The sequence below is a fragment of the Amycolatopsis sp. NPDC088138 genome, assembly GCF_044741685.1.
Taxonomy (GTDB): Bacteria; Actinomycetota; Actinomycetes; order Mycobacteriales; family Pseudonocardiaceae; genus Amycolatopsis.
Map to the genome: position 1 here is coordinate 161,816 of NZ_JBIUTB010000011.1, position 18,006 is coordinate 179,821.

General features: G+C 72.1%; 18 protein-coding genes. 8 read left to right on the forward strand and 10 right to left on the reverse strand.

Annotated elements, in window-relative coordinates; genetic code table 11:
- The first annotated feature begins 47 nt into the window (after positions 1 to 47).
- On the forward strand, positions 48 to 1,496 hold the full coding sequence (locus tag ACIOD2_RS48255) for an amino acid adenylation domain-containing protein (RefSeq protein ID WP_400552695.1): 1,449 nt from the start codon (positions 48 to 50) through the stop codon (positions 1,494 to 1,496).
- 16 nt (positions 1,497 to 1,512) lie between these two features.
- On the opposite strand, the gene ACIOD2_RS48260 is transcribed toward ACIOD2_RS48255, so the two are convergent.
- Together ACIOD2_RS48260 and ACIOD2_RS48265 are read right to left on the reverse strand one after the other, a co-directional pair.
- The gene (locus ACIOD2_RS48260) at positions 1,513 to 4,344 is read right to left on the reverse strand and encodes an MGH1-like glycoside hydrolase domain-containing protein (protein WP_400552697.1); all 2,832 of its coding nucleotides are present in this window, start codon (positions 4,342 to 4,344) and stop codon (positions 1,513 to 1,515) included.
- Positions 4,345 to 4,461: 117 nt separating this feature from the next.
- Positions 4,462 to 4,716: a hypothetical protein gene (locus ACIOD2_RS48265; protein WP_400552699.1), complete on the reverse strand. Its 255-nt coding sequence runs from the start codon at positions 4,714 to 4,716 to the stop codon at positions 4,462 to 4,464.
- Positions 4,717 to 4,792: 76 nt separating this feature from the next.
- Between ACIOD2_RS48265 and ACIOD2_RS48270 the strand changes: the two genes are divergently transcribed.
- The 5 genes from ACIOD2_RS48270 to ACIOD2_RS48290 all read left to right on the forward strand — a co-directional run bounded on the left by ACIOD2_RS48270 (position 4,793) and on the right by ACIOD2_RS48290 (position 8,822).
- Entirely contained in the window at positions 4,793 to 5,950 is a 1,158-nt protein-coding gene (locus ACIOD2_RS48270) for an acyl-CoA dehydrogenase family protein (protein WP_400552701.1), read from the forward strand.
- 15 nt (positions 5,951 to 5,965) lie between these two features.
- Positions 5,966 to 6,742: a MaoC family dehydratase N-terminal domain-containing protein gene (locus tag ACIOD2_RS48275; protein ID WP_400552704.1), complete on the forward strand. Its 777-nt coding sequence runs from the start codon at positions 5,966 to 5,968 to the stop codon at positions 6,740 to 6,742.
- Positions 6,739 to 7,521 (forward strand): HpcH/HpaI aldolase/citrate lyase family protein, encoded by a 783-nt coding sequence (locus ACIOD2_RS48280; protein WP_400552706.1) that lies wholly within the window; start codon positions 6,739 to 6,741, stop codon positions 7,519 to 7,521. Before ACIOD2_RS48275 ends, ACIOD2_RS48280 begins: the two co-directional genes overlap by 4 nt.
- A gap of 54 nt (positions 7,522 to 7,575) precedes the next feature.
- On the forward strand, positions 7,576 to 7,830 hold the full coding sequence (locus ACIOD2_RS48285) for an Atu4866 domain-containing protein (RefSeq protein ID WP_400552708.1): 255 nt from the start codon (positions 7,576 to 7,578) through the stop codon (positions 7,828 to 7,830).
- Positions 7,831 to 7,937: 107 nt separating this feature from the next.
- Positions 7,938 to 8,822, forward strand: coding sequence for a helix-turn-helix transcriptional regulator (locus tag ACIOD2_RS48290; RefSeq protein ID WP_400552786.1), 885 nt, complete (start codon positions 7,938 to 7,940; stop codon positions 8,820 to 8,822).
- Here ACIOD2_RS48290 and mftC read toward each other — a convergent pair.
- From mftC to ACIOD2_RS48320, 6 genes are all read right to left on the reverse strand, one after another.
- Entirely contained in the window at positions 8,802 to 9,965 is a 1,164-nt protein-coding gene (gene mftC / locus ACIOD2_RS48295; protein WP_400552710.1) for a mycofactocin radical SAM maturase, read from the reverse strand. The genes ACIOD2_RS48290 and mftC overlap by 21 nt on opposite strands.
- Complete coding sequence (mftB, locus tag ACIOD2_RS48300) at positions 9,965 to 10,255, reverse strand: mycofactocin biosynthesis chaperone MftB (RefSeq protein ID WP_400552712.1); 291 nt, start codon at positions 10,253 to 10,255, stop codon at positions 9,965 to 9,967. The genes mftC and mftB overlap by 1 nt, the downstream gene beginning before the upstream one ends.
- Positions 10,245 to 10,370, reverse strand: a complete 126-nt coding sequence (gene mftA / locus ACIOD2_RS48305; RefSeq protein ID WP_400552714.1) for a mycofactocin precursor MftA — start codon at positions 10,368 to 10,370, stop codon at positions 10,245 to 10,247. Before mftA ends, mftB begins: the two co-directional genes overlap by 11 nt.
- 257 nt (positions 10,371 to 10,627) lie before the next feature.
- Positions 10,628 to 11,404 (reverse strand): SDR family oxidoreductase, encoded by a 777-nt coding sequence (locus tag ACIOD2_RS48310; RefSeq protein WP_400552715.1) that lies wholly within the window; start codon positions 11,402 to 11,404, stop codon positions 10,628 to 10,630.
- 139 nt (positions 11,405 to 11,543) lie between these two features.
- The gene (locus tag ACIOD2_RS48315) at positions 11,544 to 12,476 is read right to left on the reverse strand and encodes an NADP-dependent oxidoreductase (RefSeq protein ID WP_400552717.1); all 933 of its coding nucleotides are present in this window, start codon (positions 12,474 to 12,476) and stop codon (positions 11,544 to 11,546) included.
- On the reverse strand, positions 12,473 to 13,420 hold the full coding sequence (locus ACIOD2_RS48320; RefSeq protein ID WP_400552719.1) for an NADP-dependent oxidoreductase: 948 nt from the start codon (positions 13,418 to 13,420) through the stop codon (positions 12,473 to 12,475). The genes ACIOD2_RS48315 and ACIOD2_RS48320 overlap by 4 nt, the downstream gene beginning before the upstream one ends.
- 97 nt (positions 13,421 to 13,517) lie before the next feature.
- On the opposite strand from ACIOD2_RS48320, the gene ACIOD2_RS48325 reads away from it, so the two are divergent.
- Entirely contained in the window at positions 13,518 to 13,988 is a 471-nt protein-coding gene (locus ACIOD2_RS48325) for a MarR family winged helix-turn-helix transcriptional regulator (protein ID WP_400552721.1), read from the forward strand.
- Between the two features lie 373 nt (positions 13,989 to 14,361).
- Here the strand turns inward: ACIOD2_RS48325 and ACIOD2_RS48330 are convergent, their stop codons facing one another.
- Positions 14,362 to 14,901, reverse strand: coding sequence for a hypothetical protein (locus ACIOD2_RS48330; RefSeq protein WP_400552722.1), 540 nt, complete (start codon positions 14,899 to 14,901; stop codon positions 14,362 to 14,364).
- A 155-nt stretch (positions 14,902 to 15,056) separates the two neighbouring features.
- Between ACIOD2_RS48330 and ACIOD2_RS48335 the strand changes: the two genes are divergently transcribed.
- Positions 15,057 to 15,890: an SDR family NAD(P)-dependent oxidoreductase gene (locus ACIOD2_RS48335; protein WP_400552724.1), complete on the forward strand. Its 834-nt coding sequence runs from the start codon at positions 15,057 to 15,059 to the stop codon at positions 15,888 to 15,890.
- A 4-nt stretch (positions 15,891 to 15,894) separates the two neighbouring features.
- Here ACIOD2_RS48335 and ACIOD2_RS48340 read toward each other — a convergent pair whose 3' ends face one another.
- A complete protein-coding gene (locus tag ACIOD2_RS48340) occupies positions 15,895 to 17,973 on the reverse strand; it encodes a PQQ-dependent sugar dehydrogenase (protein WP_400552726.1) in 2,079 nt (692 codons plus the stop codon).
- Between the last annotated feature and the right edge of the window lie 33 nt (positions 17,974 to 18,006).

Genomic DNA, 18,006 nt, shown 5'->3' on the forward strand with positions numbered 1-18,006 from the left:
GGGCGGCCGGTCCCGCACGATGGGAGCAGGACCGTCTGGGGAGACACATGGAACTCTTGCTCGATCTTTTCGCGGCCAGGGTCGCCGAGACCCCCGAGGCCACCGCTCTCGTCTTCGCGGGCGAGCGCATGACCTTCGCGCAGCTCGACCGCGAAGCGAACCGGGTCGCCCAGTACGTCGCCGGGCGGGGCCTGCGGGCCGAGGACCTGGTGGGGCTGCGGATGGACCGCGGGTTCGAGATGGCGGTCGGTGCGCTCGGCGTCCTCAAGGCCGGTGCGGCCTGCCTGCCGCTCGATCCGGTGTACCCGTCCGACCTCGTGGCCTGGATGGGCGCGGACGCGGGCGTCTCGCTGGTGCTCACCAACACCACGGAGGTCGCCGGCGACGTCCGGATCGCCGACGCCGTGGCCGGGCAGCCAGACCACGCCCCGGAGGTCGAGCTGCGGCCCGAGAACCTCGCCTACGTCATGTACACCTCGGGCTCGTCGGGCAAGCCCAAGCCGGTGGGCGTCGAGCACCGCCACCTCGCGCACGTCTTCGCGGCGTGGGACGAGCTGTTCCGGCTGCGCGAGGAGCCGCTGACCTTCGTCTCCGTCATCGGGATCGGGGTCGATCTCTTCTTCGCCGACCTGCTGCGCTCGGTGTTCGCCGGCGGGACGATGGTCATCGCGACCCGTGAGGCGGTGGCCGATCCGGCCGAGCTGCTCGCCGAGTTCCGCCGCTACGGCGGCGACGCGACCGAGCTGGTCCCCGCCCAGGCGAAGGCCCTGGGCCGCGCGGGTGAGCTGCCCGTGATGCGGCTGATGTCGGTCGGCTCGGAGGGGTGGCCCGCGGCCGACTTCCGCGAGCTCGCCGGGCGGCTGCACCTGGACTCGGTGGTGCTCAACGCCTACGGCCTCACCGAGACCACGGTGGACTCCCTCCTGCTGCGCCCGGACGTCGACGTGCTCGGCGACGCCGCGATCGTGCCGCTCGGCACGCCGATACCGCGTGTCCGCGCCTACGTTCTCGACGGGCGGCTCCGGCCGGTCGAGCCGGGCGGGGTCGGGGAGCTCTACATCGGCGGTGCGGGGGTGGCCCGCGGGTACCGGGACCGGCCCAGGCTGACCGCGTCGCTGTTCGTCGCCGACCCGTTCGTCGCGGGTGCGCGGATGTACCGCACGGGCGACGTCGTGCGGGTCCGCGCCGACGGCAACTACGACTACCTCGGCCGCGGTACCGACCAGGTCGAGCAGCGGGGTCGGCGGGTGGAGCTCGGCGCGATCGAGGACGCGCTGCTGCGGGAGCCGGGGGTCGTCCGCGCCGCCGCCGCGCTGCGCGACGGGCGGGTGATCGGTTACGTCGTTGGCCCCGCCGACGCCGGACCCGTGCGGTCCGCGCTCGCCGGGCGGCTGCCCGCGCACCTGGTCCCGCACCGGGTGCTCGTCCTCGACCGGATGCCGTTGCTGCCCAACGGGAAGCTGAACCGCCGCGAGCTGCCCGCGCCCGGCGGGTGACGTCGTCCGGCCCGCGTCACGGCGTCAGGTAGCAGGACTTCGCGACTCCGTTCAGCGGGTCGGTGCCGAAGGCCGTGGTCGTGCACGGGGTTCCGCCGGTGAAGGAGCGGTAGACGAACGCTCCCCGTGCGCCGTAGGCGACCGTGCGCTGGCCGGTGAACCCGCAGGTGGCGCCTTCGCCGGCGCACGACGTGGCATAGCCGGGCGGGCTGCCGCCGTTGGTGTAACACGCCTTCGACTCGCCCGGGATCGGGTCGCCGCCGAAGGAACCGTTGGCGCAGCTGGTGGTGCCCGTGGCGGTGGCGTACCGGAACGCGCCGTACGCGCCGTAGGCGATCGGCTGGCCGGCGGCCGCGGCACACGAGGCGCCCTCGCCCGCGCACTGGCTCCAGCCGCCCGCGGGTGGCCCGGCCGACGCGATGTAGCACGACTTCGCGACGTTGCCGATCGGATCGCCGAAGACGCCGTTGGTGCACGGGGTCCCGGCGCTGAACACCCGGTAGGCGAACGCGCCGTTCGCGCCGTAGGCGATGCTGCGGCCGTACCCGCTGAACGAGCAGGTGCCGTTTTCGGCCGCGCACGCCGTGTACCCGGCGGGGCCGCCGAGCGGCGCCACATAACAGGACTTGGCGAGGTTCGCGGCCGGGTCGGTGCCGAACGCGGCGTTCGTGCAGGCGGTCGCCGAGGTCGCGGTCTTGAACGTGTAGGTCCCGGCGCCGTAGGCGACGCTGCGGGTGCCGCTGAAGCTGCACTGCGCGCTTTCCGTGGCGCAGTGGGTGAATCCGGCCGGGAGACCGCCGGCGGCAGGCGGCGGGGGAGCGCTGGGGTTGCCGAGCCCGCTGGCGGTCACGTCGTAGGTGCCCGGCGCGACGCCGGTGAGGTAGACGTAGTCGCCGTCCTGCGACGCGGCGCCGATCCCGGGGCGGGGAGTGAAGGTGCCGCCGCTCCACACCACCGCGCCGTTGACGGAGACCGAGACGTTCGCCCCGCCCAGTTTGGGCACGCCGATCCGGCCGGTCGTGCCGCTCGGGCTGGCGAGGTGCGCGGTGTAGGTGCCGGCGCCGGGGTTGCGGGACCACGATCCGTTCACCGGCCCCTGCGGCAGCGTGATGCGGCCTTCGGCGCTGGTCAGGTCACCGGGGTGCGGCACGAACCGGTACTGGCCGACCTGGGGTTCCGGTGCGGTGCCCAGCACTTCGAAGGTGAGCGCCGAGGTCGGGCCGCTCGACCAGCCGTGCGACAGGCTCATGAACGGGCCGCCGTAGGCCGGGCTGCCGTCGGCGTTGATGCCCTCCCAGAACGTGCTCTTGGTACCGACCGGGCTGTCCAGCATGTAACCCCAGGTGCGGCGGATCTGGGCGAGGGCGGTGAAGTCGTCGTTGGCCGCGAAGTGCGCTTGCACCTCCATGCCGCCGGAGAAGGGGTGCACGCCACCGCCCCATTCGGGGGTCGTGGCGCCGAAGGCGTTCCAGCGGGTGCCGAGGGCCCGGACGATGCTGGTGGCCTTCGACGGCGAGTCGGTCAGGCCGTACCAGACCGCGAGCGAGTTGCCGTCCTGCGGGTACAGGCTGCTGTTCGGGTTGTCGCGGTACATGCCCGCACCGGAGTCCCAGAGCCGGGCGTTCGCCGCGGCCTTCAGCGCGGCGGCCTTGTTGGTGTAGGTGGCCGCCAAACCGCTGTCACCCTTGACGGTCGCGAGTTGTGCGCCGCCGGTCAGCGCGGCGTAGAGCAGCGCGTTCGCCTCGATGTTCTCGCCGCCCTGACCGGAGCGCGCCCAGTCCTGGGTCGCGGTCACGTTGAGCAGGTTGGCGGAGTCGACCTTGCCGAGGATGAACTGCATTCCGCGGGTGTAGTTCGACCACACCGAGTCGAGCCAGGAGCGGTCGGCGGAATAGGTGTAGTACAACGACGTTCCGAGCAGGGTCCACGTGTGGTAGGTGTCCGAGCCCTTGAGGTTGAACACGGGGCCGGACCAGGGAATCTCGCCGTTGGCGGCCTGCACGCCGTACATGGTCGAGAGAGCGTTCCGCGTCGCTTCCAGTTCGTTCATCGACGCGTAGGCCGTCGGGACGGAGATGCCGAGGTCGCCGGGCCAGACGGTCCGGTCGCGTTTGGCGCCGTCCACCAGCACGGAGTTCCCCACCCCGACCACGGCGCTGTTGTCCCATTCGGACGGTGGCGGTGGCCAGGCCCGGCCCTGGTTGCTCGCGATGATGTTGGTCTGCACGGTGTAGGCGCCCGCGTACCAGATCCGGTTGAGCAGGGGGTCGCTCGAAGAGAAGTAATTCGCGTACGCCGCGGGGTTCGCCTTGCCCGGTGCGGGCGTGAAGGCCAGTGACACGCCGGTGAGGTCCGCCCAGCCCGCGGTGTTCAGGAAGATCGTCAGGTACCGGAAGCCGCCGCGCAGCCGCGCCGCCGGCATCACGTAGGTGCCGTTGGTGGTGGCGTCCCCGAAGATCGCGCCGTCGGCGTTGCCGCCGCTGCTGGCGTCGCTCGTCCGTCCGATGTAGAGCGACGACTCGGTGAACGCGAGCCCGACCCGCTGCCCGCCGCTGGTGGCGCCGAACGAGAGCGTGGCGATCCCGCCGACCTCCTTGCCGAAGTCGAGGGTGATCGACGCGTTAGTCCCGGACAGCCGGGTCGCCTGCCCGGACAGGACGTTCTGCGGGTTGGCCACCGAGCCGGACGTGCCCTGGACGGCGACCGGCCGCACCGTCCGGGACGTCGGGGAGAGGTTCGGCAGGTCGAGCGCCGAAGCGAGCGACGGTGGGGAGCCGGTTCGAGCCTCCAGGGGTGGTGCCGCCAGGAGAACCAGCAGCAGGGCACCCAGCAGAGCGGCGGAACGCATGGCGACCTCCACGATTGCAACGTTTCAATTTCGGGCTGCGACGGGCCTGTGCGAAGTGCGGGCAGATTGGTCTAGACGATTTCGGTCACGCCAGGGTGCTCCTTACCACTGGTGATGTCAATGCCTTACCGGTGGTAGGTTCGGCCGGGCGGACGGCCGGCGTCCACTGTGGACGGCCTGGCGGACCTGGTGGGCCGGCTCACGGGCGACGGCTTCGACCGCGGCGGTGACCCGCCCGGTCCGGGGTGTGCCGAGCACGATCGAGCGCCGGACCTCGGGCTCGTGGAGCGGGGCGGCGCCGAGGGTGCCGGCGGCGACGTCAGCTCGGCGCGCGCCCGGTCCAGCCGCCGGGCGCATCCCGCAGGGGGACATAGCGCGTGGTTATTTCACAATAGATCACATTACGAGTCATGATGGGTGGACAGCCGGGCACCGAGAGGAAGTCGTCATGGACGGGCTCACCGAAGAGGAAGAGGCGATCGTCGCCCTGGTGGGGGCGTTCGTCGACCGGGAGGTCCGGCCCGTCGCGCAGGAACTGGACCACGGCAACGTCTACCCGGAGAAGCTCATCGAGCAGATGAAGGAGCTGGGCATCTTCGGGCTCGCGATCCCCGAGCCGTGGGGCGAGGCGCACGTGTCCGCGCGGTGCTACGCCGCCGTCACCGAAGAGCTGGCCCGCGGCTGGATGAGCCTGGCCGGCGCGATGGGCGGGCACACCGTCGTCGCGAAGCTCCTGCTCGACCACGGGACCCCGGAGCAGAAGGACGCCTACCTGCCGAAGCTGGCGACCGGCGAGATCCGCGCGACGATGGCCCTGACCGAACCCGGCGGCGGCTCCGACCTGCAGGCCCTGCGCACCACCGCGCGCCGCGACGGCGACGCCTACGTCGTCAACGGCTCGAAGACGTGGATCACCAACGCCCGCCGCTCGCGGCTCGTCGCCCTGCTGTGCAAGACCGATCCCGCGGCGGAGCCGGCCCACCGCGGCATCAGCATCCTGCTCGCCGAGCCCGGCCCCGGCTTCCACGTCTCCCGTGACCTGCCGAAACTCGGCTACAAGGGCGTCGAGAGCTGCGAACTCGCCTTCGACGACTTCCGCGTCCCGGTGACGGCCCTGCTCGGCGGCGAGGAGGGCCGCGGGTTCCCGCAGATGATGCGCGGGCTGGAGATCGGCCGGATCCAGGTCGCCAGCCGGGCCCTGGGCGTCGGGCGTGCCGCCCTCGAGGACTCCCTGCGCTACGCCCAGGAACGGGAGAGCTTCGGCAAGCCGATCTGGCAGCACCAGTCCGTCGGCAATCTCCTTGCCGACATGGCCACCAAGCTCGAGGCCGCACGCCAGCTGGTGCACCACGCCGCCCGCCGCTACGACTCGGGCGAGCGTGCGGACATGGAAGCCGGGATGGCCAAGCTCTTCGCGTCAGAGACGGCCATGGAGATCGCGCTCGACGCCGTCCGGATCCACGGCGGGTACGGCTATTCCACCGAGTTCGACGTCGAACGGTACTTCCGCGACGCGCCGCTGATGATCGTCGGCGAGGGCACCAACGAGATCCAGCGGAACGTCATCGCGCGCCAGCTGGTCAAGCGCCACCGCATCCAGTCCTGAGCCGAGAGGAGAAGCATGGACCGCACGGAGCTGATCCAGCCCGAACCGGCCGAGGCGCTCGCCGCGCTGCTCGGCGTGCCGCGGCCGGACGCCGAGGCGGGGCTTCCCCTGCTGTGGCACTGGTTGTACCTGCTGGACCGGCCCGCGCAGGAGGACCTCGGCCCGGACGGCCACCCGGTGTGCGGCGGGGTGCTCGCCCCGCCGGGCCCGGGACGGCGCCGGATGTGGGCGGGCGGCCGGGTCCGGACGGCCGGGGCCCTGCGCTGCGGCGAACCCGCCACCCGGAACTCGGAAGTCCTTTCCACGACGGAGAAACACGGCCGGTCGGGCGCGCTGACGTTCGTCGTGGTCTCGCACCAGGTCCGGCAGCGCGGGGAGGTCGTGGTCGACGAGCGGCAGGACGTCGTCTACCGCGAAGGAGCTGCCTTGCCGAGCCCGGCCGAAGACGGCCCGGAGGTGCCGCCGGACGAGGGCGAGTGGGCGCTCGACGTGACGCCGACGCTGCTGTTCCGCTTCTCCGCCTTGACCTACAACGCGCACCGCATCCACTACGACCGCGACTACAGCCGCGACGTCGAGGGGTATCCCGGCCTGCTCACCCACGGCCCGCTCCAGGCCCTGGCCATGGCGGAAGCCGCGCGGGCGCAGGGTGCCGCCGGTGATCTGGACTTCGAGTACCGGCTCGTGTCGCCGCTGTTCGACCACCAGGGACTGATCGCCCGGGCGGACGGTGCCACGACGGCCGTCCGCGACCGCCACGGCCGGCAGACCGCGACCGGGACGCTGCGGTGATCGCGGCCGCCCGTTCGTTCCTGTTCGTGCCCGGCCACCGGCCCGACCGCTTCGCCAAGGCCGCGGCGTCCGGTGCCGACGTGGTCGTGCTGGACCTGGAGGACGCCGTCGGCGCCGACCGCAAGGACGAGGCCCGCGAGCACGTCCGGTCCTGGCTGGCCGAGGGCCACGAGGCCGTCGTCCGGGTGAACGCGGCCGGGGAGCCGTGGCACGACGAGGACGTCGCCGCGGTCGGCGGCCTCGCCACCGCGATCATGCTCCCGAAGGCCGAGGACCCCGGGCCGGTCGCCGCGCTGGGCGACGTCATCCCGCTGCTCGAAACCGCCGCCGGCATCGAACGCGCGTCCGCGATCTGCCGGGCGCCGTCGGTCATCCGGCCGGCCTTCGGCAGCGTCGACCTCGCCGCGCAGCTCGGGGTGGACCATCGCTCGCACGAAGCGCTGCTGCACGCGCGGTCGGCGGTCGTCCTGGCCGCGGCCGCCTCCGGGTGCGCGGCGCCGATCGACGGCGTGACCACGGCGATCGACGACGAAGCCGTGCTGCGCGCCGACCTCGCGCACGCCGTGACGCTCGGCTTCACCGCCAAGCTGTGTGTGCACCCCCGGCAGATCGCCGTGGTGAACGCCGGGCTGACGCCGTCCGCGGAGGACGTCGAGTGGGCGCGAAGGGTTGTCGCGGCCGGTGCGGACGGGTCGGTGGCCGTCCACAACGGACAGATGATCGACCGGCCGGTGCTGCTGCGGGCCCGGGCGCTGCTGGCGCGGGCCGGGGAGTCCTGAACCTGGGAGAAACCCACCCTGGTTCGCCGTCGGCGGATCGGTGACGCTGGAAGCATGACCGACGAACACGCTCCCCTCACCGGGATGTGGGTGACCGCCGACGGCCACATCCGCCAGGAACTGCGGCCGGACGGCCGGTACGACGAGGCACGCGGCACCAGGAAGAGCGCCTACACCGGCAGCTACACCGTGACCGGCAACCACATCGACTACGTCGACGACACCGGCTTCACCGCGACCGGCGACGTCCGTGACGGCGTGCTCTACCACGAGCACCTGGTCCTCTACCGCGAGGACAGCCGAGGCTGATCCATCGTGGTCGGCCCGCACCGGGCTGCTCCAGAGGGGGACGAAATGGGCCACCTTCCGCGCTGCCGGGCACCCGTCCCGGAGGCAGAATCGAGGTCATGAGCGCGATGAGGAGCAGCGAGCTGGCCGAGTTCCTGCGGGCCGGCCGGGCCCGGGTGAGCCCGGCGGAACTGGGGCTCGACCAGGCCTCGGCCCGGCGCCGCGTTCCCGGGCTGCGGCGGGAGGAGCTCGCGCAGCTGGCCGGGGTGAGCGTCGACTACTACACGCGCCTCGAGCAGGGCCGCAGCCGCAGTGCTTCCGCCGAGGTGCTCGACGCGCTGGCGACCGCGCTGCGGCTGGACGACGCCGAGCGCCAGCACCTGATGGACCTCGCCCGGCCCGAACCCGCGCAGCGCAAGCGCCGCAGCCGGCCGCAGCGCGTCGATCCGGCCACCCTGCGGCTGATCGAGACGCTCGACGAGGTCAACTCGCCGGCGTTCGTCCTGGGACGCCGGCTGGACGTCCTGGCGCACAACCGGATCGCCGGGTCGCTCATCACGGAGTTCCGCGCGCTGCCCGCGGCCGAGCGCAACCAGGCGCGGTTCGTGTTCTTCGACCCATTCGCCCGCGAGCTGTACGAAGACTGGGACACCGTCGCGGCCGACACCGTGGCGATGCTGCGGCTCGACGCCGGGCGTTACCCCGAGGACCCGCAGCTGTCGGCCCTCATCGGCGACCTGTCCATCCACTCCGGGCAGTTCCGCCGCTGGTGGTCCGACCACCAGGTGCACCGCCGCACCACCGGGTCCAAGGGTTACCACCACCCGCTGGTCGGCGACCTGACCGTGCAGTACCAGGCGCTGCACCCGGCCGGGGACCCCGACCAGATCCTCTTCGTCTACACGACCGAACCGGGCTCGCCCTCGGAGACGTCGATGCGGCTGCTGGCCACCTGGAACAGCCAGGAGAACCGGCAGCCGCGGAACGTCCCCTCAGCCGCCGAACCCGGCTAGCGGGTTCTCGTCGCACGCCCGTTCGGGCGGGCGCCGCATCCCGATCGTCACCGGGACCGGGCGGCGCCGGTGCGAGTGGTCCAGCGACGGCTTCGGCACGCTGGTGACCCCGGCCAGCGCCGGCTCGCCGTGGCCGCGCACGCATTCGGGGTCCGGGCCGTCCAGCGGCAGCCCGGTGAAGAACTTGGCCGCCATGCAGCCGCCGCGGCAGGCGTCGAACGCCGAGCACGACGTGCACGCACCGCCGCTCTGCGGGCTGCGCAGCTCCGTGAACAGCTCGGACTCCCGCCAGACGCGGGTGAAACCGGCCGCGCGGATGTTCCCCGCGAGGAACGTGTCGTGGATGGCGAACGGGCAGGCGTAGACGTCGCCCACCGGGTCGACCAGGCACACCACCCGCCCGGCGCCGCACAGGTTCAGCCCCGGCAGCCCGCCCTCGCCGTACCCGGCGAGGTGGAAGAACGAGTCGCCGGTGAGCACCTTCTCGCCGTGGTCGACCAGCCAGTCGTACAGCTCGCGCTGCTGGGCGGCGGTCGGGTGCAGCTCGTCCCACGTGTCGGCGCCGCGGCCGGAGGGGCGCAGCCGGGTGATCCGCAGCTGGGCGCGGTAACGGTCGGCGATGGCCTTGAACTCGTCGAGCTGGCCGACGTTGTGGCGGGTCATCACCACGGAGATCTTGAAGTTCTCGAAGCCGGCGTCGGCGAGGTGCCCCATGGCGCGGATCGCCGTGGCGTAGGAGCCCGGGCCGCGGACGTGGTCGTTGACCTCGGCGGTGGCGCCGTCCAGGGAGATCTGGACGTCCACGTAGTCACTGCCGGTCAGCCGGCGGGCCACCTCGGGGGTGATCTTGACGCCGTTGGTGGAGAACTTGACGCCGACGTGGTGCGCGGTGGCGTAGTCGAGGAGTTCCCAGAAGTCCGGGCGCACGGTCGGTTCACCGCCGCCGATGTTGACGTAGAAGACCTGCATCCGCTCGAACTCGTCGATCAGCGCCTTGCACTCCGCGGTGGACAGCTCCCGCGGGTCCCGCCGTCCCGACGAGGAAAGGCAGTGCACGCAGGACAAGTTGCAGGCGTAGGTGAGCTCCCAGGTGAGGCAGATGGGAGCGTCGAGGCCGTACTGGAATTCGTCCACAAGCGACATCACACGCTCCTCGGCCGGATCATCCGTGACTCGGCCAGCGAGGCCAACGCCGCCTGGTAGCGGGGCATTTCACCGGAATCGACCCCGGCTTCGGCGCACGCCGAGCGGGCGGTCGGGTGCTCGGTGAGCCCGCGGACCACGGCCAGCAGCGTCGGGTTCTTCAGGAAGGACAGGCGGCGGGTGCCGAAGTGGTAGAGCAGCGCGCCGAACCGTTCCGGCCGGATCGAGACCCGGTCGTCGAGGCGCCACGCGCTGTCCAGGTCGAACGCCGCCCGCGGGTCAGTAGACACCGCACATGCCGTCGATCGAGACCTCTTCCACGAGCAGGTCTTCGGCGACGGGGGTTTCAACGGAGGCTTCGGTGGTTTCGGCGGATTCGGTCGCGGGGAGGGTCTTCTCGGTCATCGTGACTCCTTCGGCACGGGCTGAGCAGGACACGCGATATTCGTCACCGTGTGACGAATAGAGTAATGGCACGCGGTGCCATAATCAAGGTTGCCGCCGGAACGACCAGGACCAGCTCCGGCGGCAGCTCGACCCGTTCGGCCGTGGGAAGCAGGCGAGAAGTGCGTTGGTGTGCAGGGGAATCCTCCGAGCTCCCGGTGCGGGAACGCCGAAGGGGCGCACCGGAGGAGACCGGTGCGCCCCTTCACCCGTTCCGGTCAGACCGCCTGGGCCGTCGGCAGGATGGTGATCTCGGTGAGGTTGACGTGCCGGGGGACCGACGCGATGAATGCGATCGTCTCCGCGACGTCGGCAGGGCTGAGGCACTCGATGTCGTGCAGCAGGTCGGCCATCAGCTTGCTCGCGTCGGGGTCGGTGACGTGGTCGGGCAGCTCGGTGTCGACCATGCCCGGCTCGACCGCCGAGACGCGGACCATCTTCTGGCCCAGCTCGACGCGCGCGAGGCGGGAGAAGTGGCTGATGTAGGCCTTGGTGCCCGAGTAGACCGAGAACTTCTGCAGCACGCGCGTCGCCGCGATGGAGGACGTCGTGATCAGGTCGGCCGGGCCGCCCGCCTCGCCGGCCGCGACCAGCTGGGGCACGAACGCGCCGAGGACGTTCATCACGCCCGTGACGTTCAGGTCGATCTGGCGCTGCCAGTCGTCCACCTTCAGGTCTTCGATCGGCGAGATCAGCTGCACACCGGCGTTGTTGACCACGAGGTCGGCGCGGCCCAGCTCCCGCTCGACCCGCTGGGCCGCTTCACGGACGGCCTCGCGGTCGGTCACGTCGAGCGGCACGGCCAGCGCGGTGCCGCCGGCTTCGGTGATCCGGGCGACGAGCGCGTCGAGGTTTTCCTTGCGCCGGGCCGCGACGGCGACCTTGGCCCCGAGCTGGGCGAGCCGCTCGGCGGTGGCCTCGCCGATGCCGCTGCTGGCGCCGGTGACGACGGCGACGCGGCCGGTGAGCGGGGTGGTGGTGATGACCTGCGACATGATGGGTTCCTTCCCGATCGGAGGCTGGACCCGGGTGGTCCGTGCCTTCAGAAAACCAGTCGTGCCACCGGGAAAGGGGGCCGAAAAGGGCTCCGCGTATCCAGGGACAAAGTGGTCCCCCCCCGCCGCGCTCGGAACGTTAGAAGGTGATGACGACCTTTCCGCGGATGTGGCGGCCGGCGAAGTCGGTCAGCGCCCGGCGGGCCTCGGCGAAGGGGTATTCCGCGCCGATCTCCGGGCGCAGGGCGCCGGTCGCGGCCAGCCCGGCGAGCTCGGCGAGCCGTCCCGGGGGCGTGGTGGTGCCGGTGTAGCGGGCGGTGACGTCCCGGTCGAAGGACGGCGGCCCGCCGAGCGGCGAGACGACCAGGCCGCCGGGTTTCGCGGCGGCCGCGGACGCGGCGAGGGCCGGTCCGGCCTGGGCGACGTCGATGACGACGTCGACCCCTTCGGGCGCCCGCTCCCGGACCCGCGTGGTGACGTCTTCCGTGGTGTAGTCGACGACTTCGTCGGCACCGAGGGCCCGGAGGTAGTCGCCGTCGCCGTCACGTCCGGTGGCGAACACGGTCGCGCCGGCCCGCTTGGCGAGCTGCACGGCGTACCCGCCGAGGCCGCCGGTGGCGCCGACGACCAGCAGCGTCGACCCGGGTTTCAACCCGGCTTCGTCGAGCAGCGCGGACGCGGTCAGCGCGCCGGTGGGCAGCGCGGCGCCGTGGCGGGCGTCGAGGCCGGCGGGGCGGACGGCGGCCGCGCCGTTGGCCGGGACGAGCGTGTATTCGGCGAACGCGCCCGACGGGACGCCGTTCCAGGCGATCACCGCGTCGCCGACGGCGAACCCGGTGACGTCCTCGCCGAGGGCCTCCACCACGCCGCTGACGTCGACGCCGGGGATGAACGGGTGGCGGACGGGCAGCTCGGCCCGCAGCCGGCCGGTGACGAGGGCGACGTCGACCGGGTTCACCGCCGCGGCCTCCAGCCGGACGAGCAGCTGCCCCGGACCGGGCGCGGGCCGCGGCGCCTCGCCGATCTCCAGCTGGTCCAGCGGGCCGTAGGACCGGGCGAGCAGGGCTTTCATCGGGAGTTCCCTTCACTGGTGAACGGCTTCACGGCGAGCACCCGCTTGCCGCTGACGTGACGGGTCGCGAGGTCGCGGTAGGCGTCCCGGACGTCGTCCAGGGGGTAGGTCCGGGCGATCGGGATGGTCAGCTCGTCCTTCGCGGCGTACTCGGCCAGCCGCGCCCAGATCGCCGGCTCGTCGGCCTGCTCCTGGGCGTCGGAGTGGACGCCGTAGCGCTGGACGGCCCGGCCGTCGGCGATCGTGTTGATCCGGGCGGGGGAGACACCCAGCTCGATCGCGACGTCGACGTTGCCGTCGCCGAAGGTGTCGAGGAACGCGTCGACGCCGTCCGGAGCGGCGGCACGCAGCCGCTCGGCCAGGCCGGGGCCGTACGCGACGGGCTGGATGCCGAACCCGCGCAGGAAGGCGAAGTTGCCTTCGCTCGCGGTGCCGATCACCGTGGCGCCGCGCAGCTTCGCGAGCTGGGCGGCGAGGACCCCGACCCCGCCCGCGGCCGCGGACACCACGACCGTCTCGCCCCGCCGCGGCGCGACGGCGGCCACGCCGGCCCAGGCGGTGGCGCCCGCACCGGCGATGCTCGCCGCTTCGGCCCAGCCGAGCCCGGCGGGCATCGGGGCGAGCGCGTCCGGTCCGGCGACGACGAACTCCGCCTGCGCGGCCCGCGGGGCGAACCCGAGCACCCGGTCGCCGACCGCGAAGCCCGCGACGCCGTCACCCACTTCGGCGACATGACCGGCGAAGTCGTTGCCCTGTCCTTCGGGGAAGTGCGCCGGCCAGACGGCCGCGAACACGCCTTCCCGGATGCCGATCTCGCCCGGGTTCAGCGCCGCGGCCACCACCTCGACCAGCACCTGGCCGCGCCCGGCCCGCGGCCGGGGGACTTCGGCGACCTCGAGCACCTCGGGTCCGCCGTAGCGGGTGTAGCGCACTGCCTTCGGCACCGCAGTCTCCCTTCGACCACGACCAGTTTGTTGATGGGTCCACAAATTAGCCACGACTCTGTGGACGTGTCAACAAAGTCCGCGCTATCGTGGCGGCATGGCTGGCACGAGGTGGCTCGACGAGCGGGAGGCCCGGTTGTGGCAGGCGTACCGCGCTCTCACCCGGGATCTCCAGCGGGCGTTCGACCGCCAGCTGGACCGGGACGGCGGCGTGTCGGGGGCTGACTACGCCCTGCTGGTGCCGCTGTCGGAGGCCCCGGACGGGGTCGTCCGGATGCGCGAGCTGGGCCGCGCGGTCGGGTGGGACCGCAGCCGGCTGTCGCACCAGGTCCGCCGGATGGAGACGCGCGGCCTGGTCACCCGCGAGGACTGCGCCGACGACGCCCGCGGCCTGATGGTCCGCTTGACGCCGAGCGGCCGCACGGCGATCGAGGCGGCCGCCCCGGAGCACGTGGCCACCGTCCGGCGCTACTTCTTCGACCAGCTCTCGGAGGCTGAGCAGGCCACGCTCACCCAGCTGTTCGAGCGGCTGGCGGGGAAGCTCGCCTCGGACGCTGTCGAACAGTAGGCGTCACCGGCGGGCGAGCAGGGCTAGCACCGTGTCGGACGGTGAGCCGGGTTCCGCGTTGTTCGAGCGGCTCGCCGCGGCCGCCGACGGAACGTAGGCCGTCACCCGCGGGCCAGTTGGGTCCAGCAGGGCCGGCGCGGTGTTGGAGGGCGAGCCGGGTTCCGTCCTGTTCGAGCGGCTCGCCGCGGGCGCCGACGGAACTCAGCCCGTCACCCGCGGGCGAGCTGGTCCAGCAGGGTCAGCGCCGTGTCGGACGGTGAGCCCGGTTCCGCGGTCTGCACCACCAGCAGCTGGTCCGGGTCGCCTGCGGGCTGCCAGTTCGGGGTGGCCTATTCGAACGGCTCGCCGCGGACGCCACCGAACAGTAACCCCGTCACCCGCGGGCCAGTTGGTCCAGCAGGGCCAGTGCCGCCTCCGACGGTGAGCCCGGTTCCGCGGTCTGCACCACCAGCAGCTGGTCCGGGTCGCCGTCGGCCTGCCAGATCTGGGTGGCCAGGGTGAGGTCGCCGACCAGCGGGTGGTGGTAGCCAGCGACCGCACTCGTGCGCTGCCGGGGCGCCGCCCACCGAACCGCGAACTCCGCGCTGCGGATGGACAGGTCGCCGATCAGCTCCCCGAGCGCGGGGTCGTCGGGGTGGCGCCGGGCGTCGCGGTGCAGCAGGGCGGTCGTCGTGCCCGCCGCTGCGGGCCAGTCGGCGAACAGGTCGCGCGCGTGCGGGTCGGTGAACACGAAACGGGCCTGGTTGCGCTCGGCGCGGGGCAGCGCCGGGAAGTCGGCGATGAGCGCGGCGGCGAGGCGGTTGCAGGCGAGCACGTCCAGGCGGCGGCCCAGCAGGTGCGCCGGTGCGCGAAGGCCGTCCAGGAGCCGGAGGGTGGCCGGACGCACACGCTGACGGTGTCGTGTGGTGTCCATGACCACCAGGATGCCGCCGGTTCGCGCGCCGGGACGCGGCGAGGGTGGCCCTGTTTGTCCCCCGACCGGCTGGGCCCTTTTCGGACCCCTTTTCGCGGCTGGTGGCTGGTTGTGTGCAGGGCACAGGCAAAACCACCCAGCGAAAGGAAAGACCAATGGCCACCTGGCTCATCACCGGAGCTTCCCGCGGACTCGGCGCGGAGATCGCCCGCGCCGCACTGGCCGGCGGCGACACGGTCGCCGTGGCGGTGCGCAACCCGGACCGCCTGCCCGAGGACCTCAAGAACGCCGAGCGGGTGTTCCCGGTCGCGCTGGACGTGACCGACACCGAGGCCATCGCCCCGGCCGTGGCGTCCGTCGCGGAGCGGTTCGGCGGGATCGACGTCCTGGTCAACAACGCCGGCCGCGGCCTGCTCGGCGCCGTGGAGGAGGTCAGCGACGCCGAAGCGCGTTCGCTGTTCGACCTGAACGTCTTCGGCCTGATCAACGTGACTCGCGCGGTGCTGCCGTACCTGCGTGAAGCGGGCGGCGGCAAGATCGTCCACATCGGATCGCGGTCCGGGTTCGAGGGCGAGCCCGGCGTGGGCCTCTACAGCGCGTCGAAGTTCGCGGTCGCCGGGATCAGCGAGGCGCTGGCGGCGGAGCTGGCGCCGTTCGGGATCCAGAGCATGGTGGTCGAGCCCGGTGTGTTCCGCACCGACTTCCTCGACCAGAGCTCACTTTCCGTCCCGGCGCACCGGGTCGCCGCCTACGACGGCACCCCGGCCCACTCCACATTGGACTGGGTCGACGACGCCAACCACACCCAGCTGGGCGACCCGGTCAAGGGCGCGGCCCTGATCCGCGAGGTGGTGGGCGCGGACAAGCTGCCGGGCCACCTGCTGCTCGGTGCCGACGCGCTCGACCGCTGGCAGGTCAAGGTCGAGCGCGTCGCCGACGACGTCCAGGCGTGGCGCGAGAAGTCCGTCGCCACCGCCCACCAGGACTGAACCGCTACCCGCCGAGGGTGACGTGGAAGATCTTCTCGTCGCTGTTGTCGGGGATGCTGTCCTTGTCGCCGTTGTTGGTGGTGGTCAGCCACAGGCCGCCGTCGGGCGCGGGTTCCACCGTGCGCAACCGGCCGTAGGTGCCGTTGAAGTACGCCTGGACGTTCGTCAGGTCGCTGCCGCTGATCACCTCGCGGTACATCCGGGTCCCGCGCTCGCAGGCGACGTAGAGCACGTCGCGGACGATGGCGATGCCGGAGCAGGAACCGTCCGCCGTGGAGTACGTCCGCTTGGGTGCGATGAAGCCCGCGGTGCCGCACGTCCCGGACGTACCTTCACAGGCGGGCCAGCCGTAGTTGCCGCCCTTGGTGATCAGGTTGGTCTCGTCCATCACCGCGTTGCCGAACTCCTGCTCCCACAACCGGCCCTGGGAGTCGAACGCCAGCCCCTGCGGGTTGCGGTGGCCGTAGCTCCACACCTGGTTGCCGAACGGGTTGTCCGAGGGCACCGTGCCGTCCGGGTTGAGGCGCAGGACCTTGCCGTTGAGGCTGGCCTTGTTCTGCGCGTTGTCGCCGTTCTGGGCGTCGCCGGTGCTGGCGTACAGCTTGCCGTCGGGCCCGAAGCGCAGCCGGCCGCCGTTGTGGAACTTGTTGCGCAGCAAGCCACTGAGCAGGACCTGTTCGGTACTGGTGGTGAGCTTGTCGTTCTCCAGCTTGATCCGCACGATCCGGTTGTCGGACGGCGAGGTGTGCATGATGTAGAGCCAGTGGTCACTGGCGAACGTCGACGGGACGGCCAGGCCGAGCAGCCCGCCCTCGCCGTCGGTGTTGTCGACGCCGGGAACCGTGCCCACGCTGGTCTTGGCGCCGGTGGCGGGGTTCAGGTGGACGATGTCGTGGGCGTCGCGCCGGCTGTAGAGGATGGTGCCGTCCGGCAGGGTCACCAGGCCCCACGGGATGTCGGTGTCGGTGGCGATCTGCGTCACCGCGCACACGGAGTCGCCGCAGGCCGCGCCGGTGGTCACGGTCGTGGACGCGCTGGGCGAAGACACGTTCGCCTGCGCGTCACGCGCGACGACGTAGTACGAGTAGCTCGTGTTCGCCGCCAGGCCGCTGTCGACGAAGGTGGTCGCGGGCGGCGCGGTGGCGGTCCCGGTGACGGTGCCGACCTTGGCGCCGCCGCGGTAGACGTCGTACGCCCGGACGCCGATGTTGTCCGTCGCGGCGGTCCAGTTCAGGGTCACCGTGGTGCCGGACGCGCTGCCGGTCAGCTTCGTGGGCGCGCTCGGCGCCTGGGTGTCCGGCTGGCACTGCGGCGGCGTGATCGGCACCGTGGCACTGGCCTGCGAGACGTTGCCCGCGGCGTCCCGGGCGTTCACGTACAGGCCCCAGGTCACGCCGCCGACCACGGTCAGGCTCGTCGATAGCGTGCTCCCGCTGACCGACTTCATCAGCTGGCCGTCGTGGTACACGTCGTAGAACGCCACGCCCACGTTGTCGGTGGACGCGTTCCACGAGAACGTCACGGCGTCGCAGACCAGGTCGCTCACGCGCGGGTTGCCCGGCACGCTCGGCGGCTGGGTGTCGGCGGCCAGCGTGGTCCGCCACTTCTGGTTGCCCCCGCCGTTGCAGGTGTACAACCCGACCAGGGTGCTGTTCGCGGTGCCCGCTCCGGTGACGTCCAGGCAGAGGCCCGACTGCACGCCGGTGATGGTGCCGTCGGCGTTGATCCGCCACTTCTGGTTGGCGCCGCCGTTGCAGGTGTAGATCTGCGCGTCGGCCGGGGCGGTGGTGCTCGCGCCGGCGACGTCCAGGCACATCGCGGCGTCGTACACCCGCAGCTCGCCCGCCGAAGTGAACGTCCACGCCTGGTTGGCCTGGCCGTTGCAGTCGTAGATGTTGACGCGCGTCTTGGCCGCGGTGCTGTTGCCGACGACGTCCAGGCAGCGCCCGGAGGCCACGCCGACCACGGTCGAGCCGGTGGCGGCGGTCGCGGTGGTGGCCGTGGGCGCGACCAGCGCGGCGGCGGCGATCACCGCGGTCAGGACACCGAGGCGCAGTCTGCGACGGATGTTCGAGGAGAACATTCTCCTACCTTTCACGGTGGATCGGCCGGAGAC

Coding starts and splice junctions, on each gene's coding strand:
- ACIOD2_RS48255 (WP_400552695.1), top strand. CDS start 48: ATGGAACTCTTGCTCGATCTTTTCGCGGCCAGGGTCGCCGAGACCCCC.
- ACIOD2_RS48260 (WP_400552697.1), bottom strand. CDS start 4,344: ATGCGTTCCGCCGCTCTGCTGGGTGCCCTGCTGCTGGTTCTCCTGGCG.
- ACIOD2_RS48265 (WP_400552699.1), bottom strand. CDS start 4,716: ATGTCCCCCTGCGGGATGCGCCCGGCGGCTGGACCGGGCGCGCGCCGA.
- ACIOD2_RS48270 (WP_400552701.1), top strand. CDS start 4,793: ATGGACGGGCTCACCGAAGAGGAAGAGGCGATCGTCGCCCTGGTGGGG.
- ACIOD2_RS48275 (WP_400552704.1), top strand. CDS start 5,966: ATGGACCGCACGGAGCTGATCCAGCCCGAACCGGCCGAGGCGCTCGCC.
- ACIOD2_RS48285 (WP_400552708.1), top strand. CDS start 7,576: ATGACCGACGAACACGCTCCCCTCACCGGGATGTGGGTGACCGCCGAC.
- ACIOD2_RS48290 (WP_400552786.1), top strand. CDS start 7,938: ATGAGGAGCAGCGAGCTGGCCGAGTTCCTGCGGGCCGGCCGGGCCCGG.
- mftC (WP_400552710.1), bottom strand. CDS start 9,965: ATGTCGCTTGTGGACGAATTCCAGTACGGCCTCGACGCTCCCATCTGC.
- mftA (WP_400552714.1), bottom strand. CDS start 10,370: ATGACCGAGAAGACCCTCCCCGCGACCGAATCCGCCGAAACCACCGAA.
- ACIOD2_RS48310 (WP_400552715.1), bottom strand. CDS start 11,404: ATGTCGCAGGTCATCACCACCACCCCGCTCACCGGCCGCGTCGCCGTC.
- ACIOD2_RS48315 (WP_400552717.1), bottom strand. CDS start 12,476: ATGAAAGCCCTGCTCGCCCGGTCCTACGGCCCGCTGGACCAGCTGGAG.
- ACIOD2_RS48325 (WP_400552721.1), top strand. CDS start 13,518: ATGGCTGGCACGAGGTGGCTCGACGAGCGGGAGGCCCGGTTGTGGCAG.
- ACIOD2_RS48330 (WP_400552722.1), bottom strand. CDS start 14,901: ATGGACACCACACGACACCGTCAGCGTGTGCGTCCGGCCACCCTCCGG.
- ACIOD2_RS48335 (WP_400552724.1), top strand. CDS start 15,057: ATGGCCACCTGGCTCATCACCGGAGCTTCCCGCGGACTCGGCGCGGAG.
- ACIOD2_RS48340 (WP_400552726.1), bottom strand. CDS start 17,973: ATGTTCTCCTCGAACATCCGTCGCAGACTGCGCCTCGGTGTCCTGACC.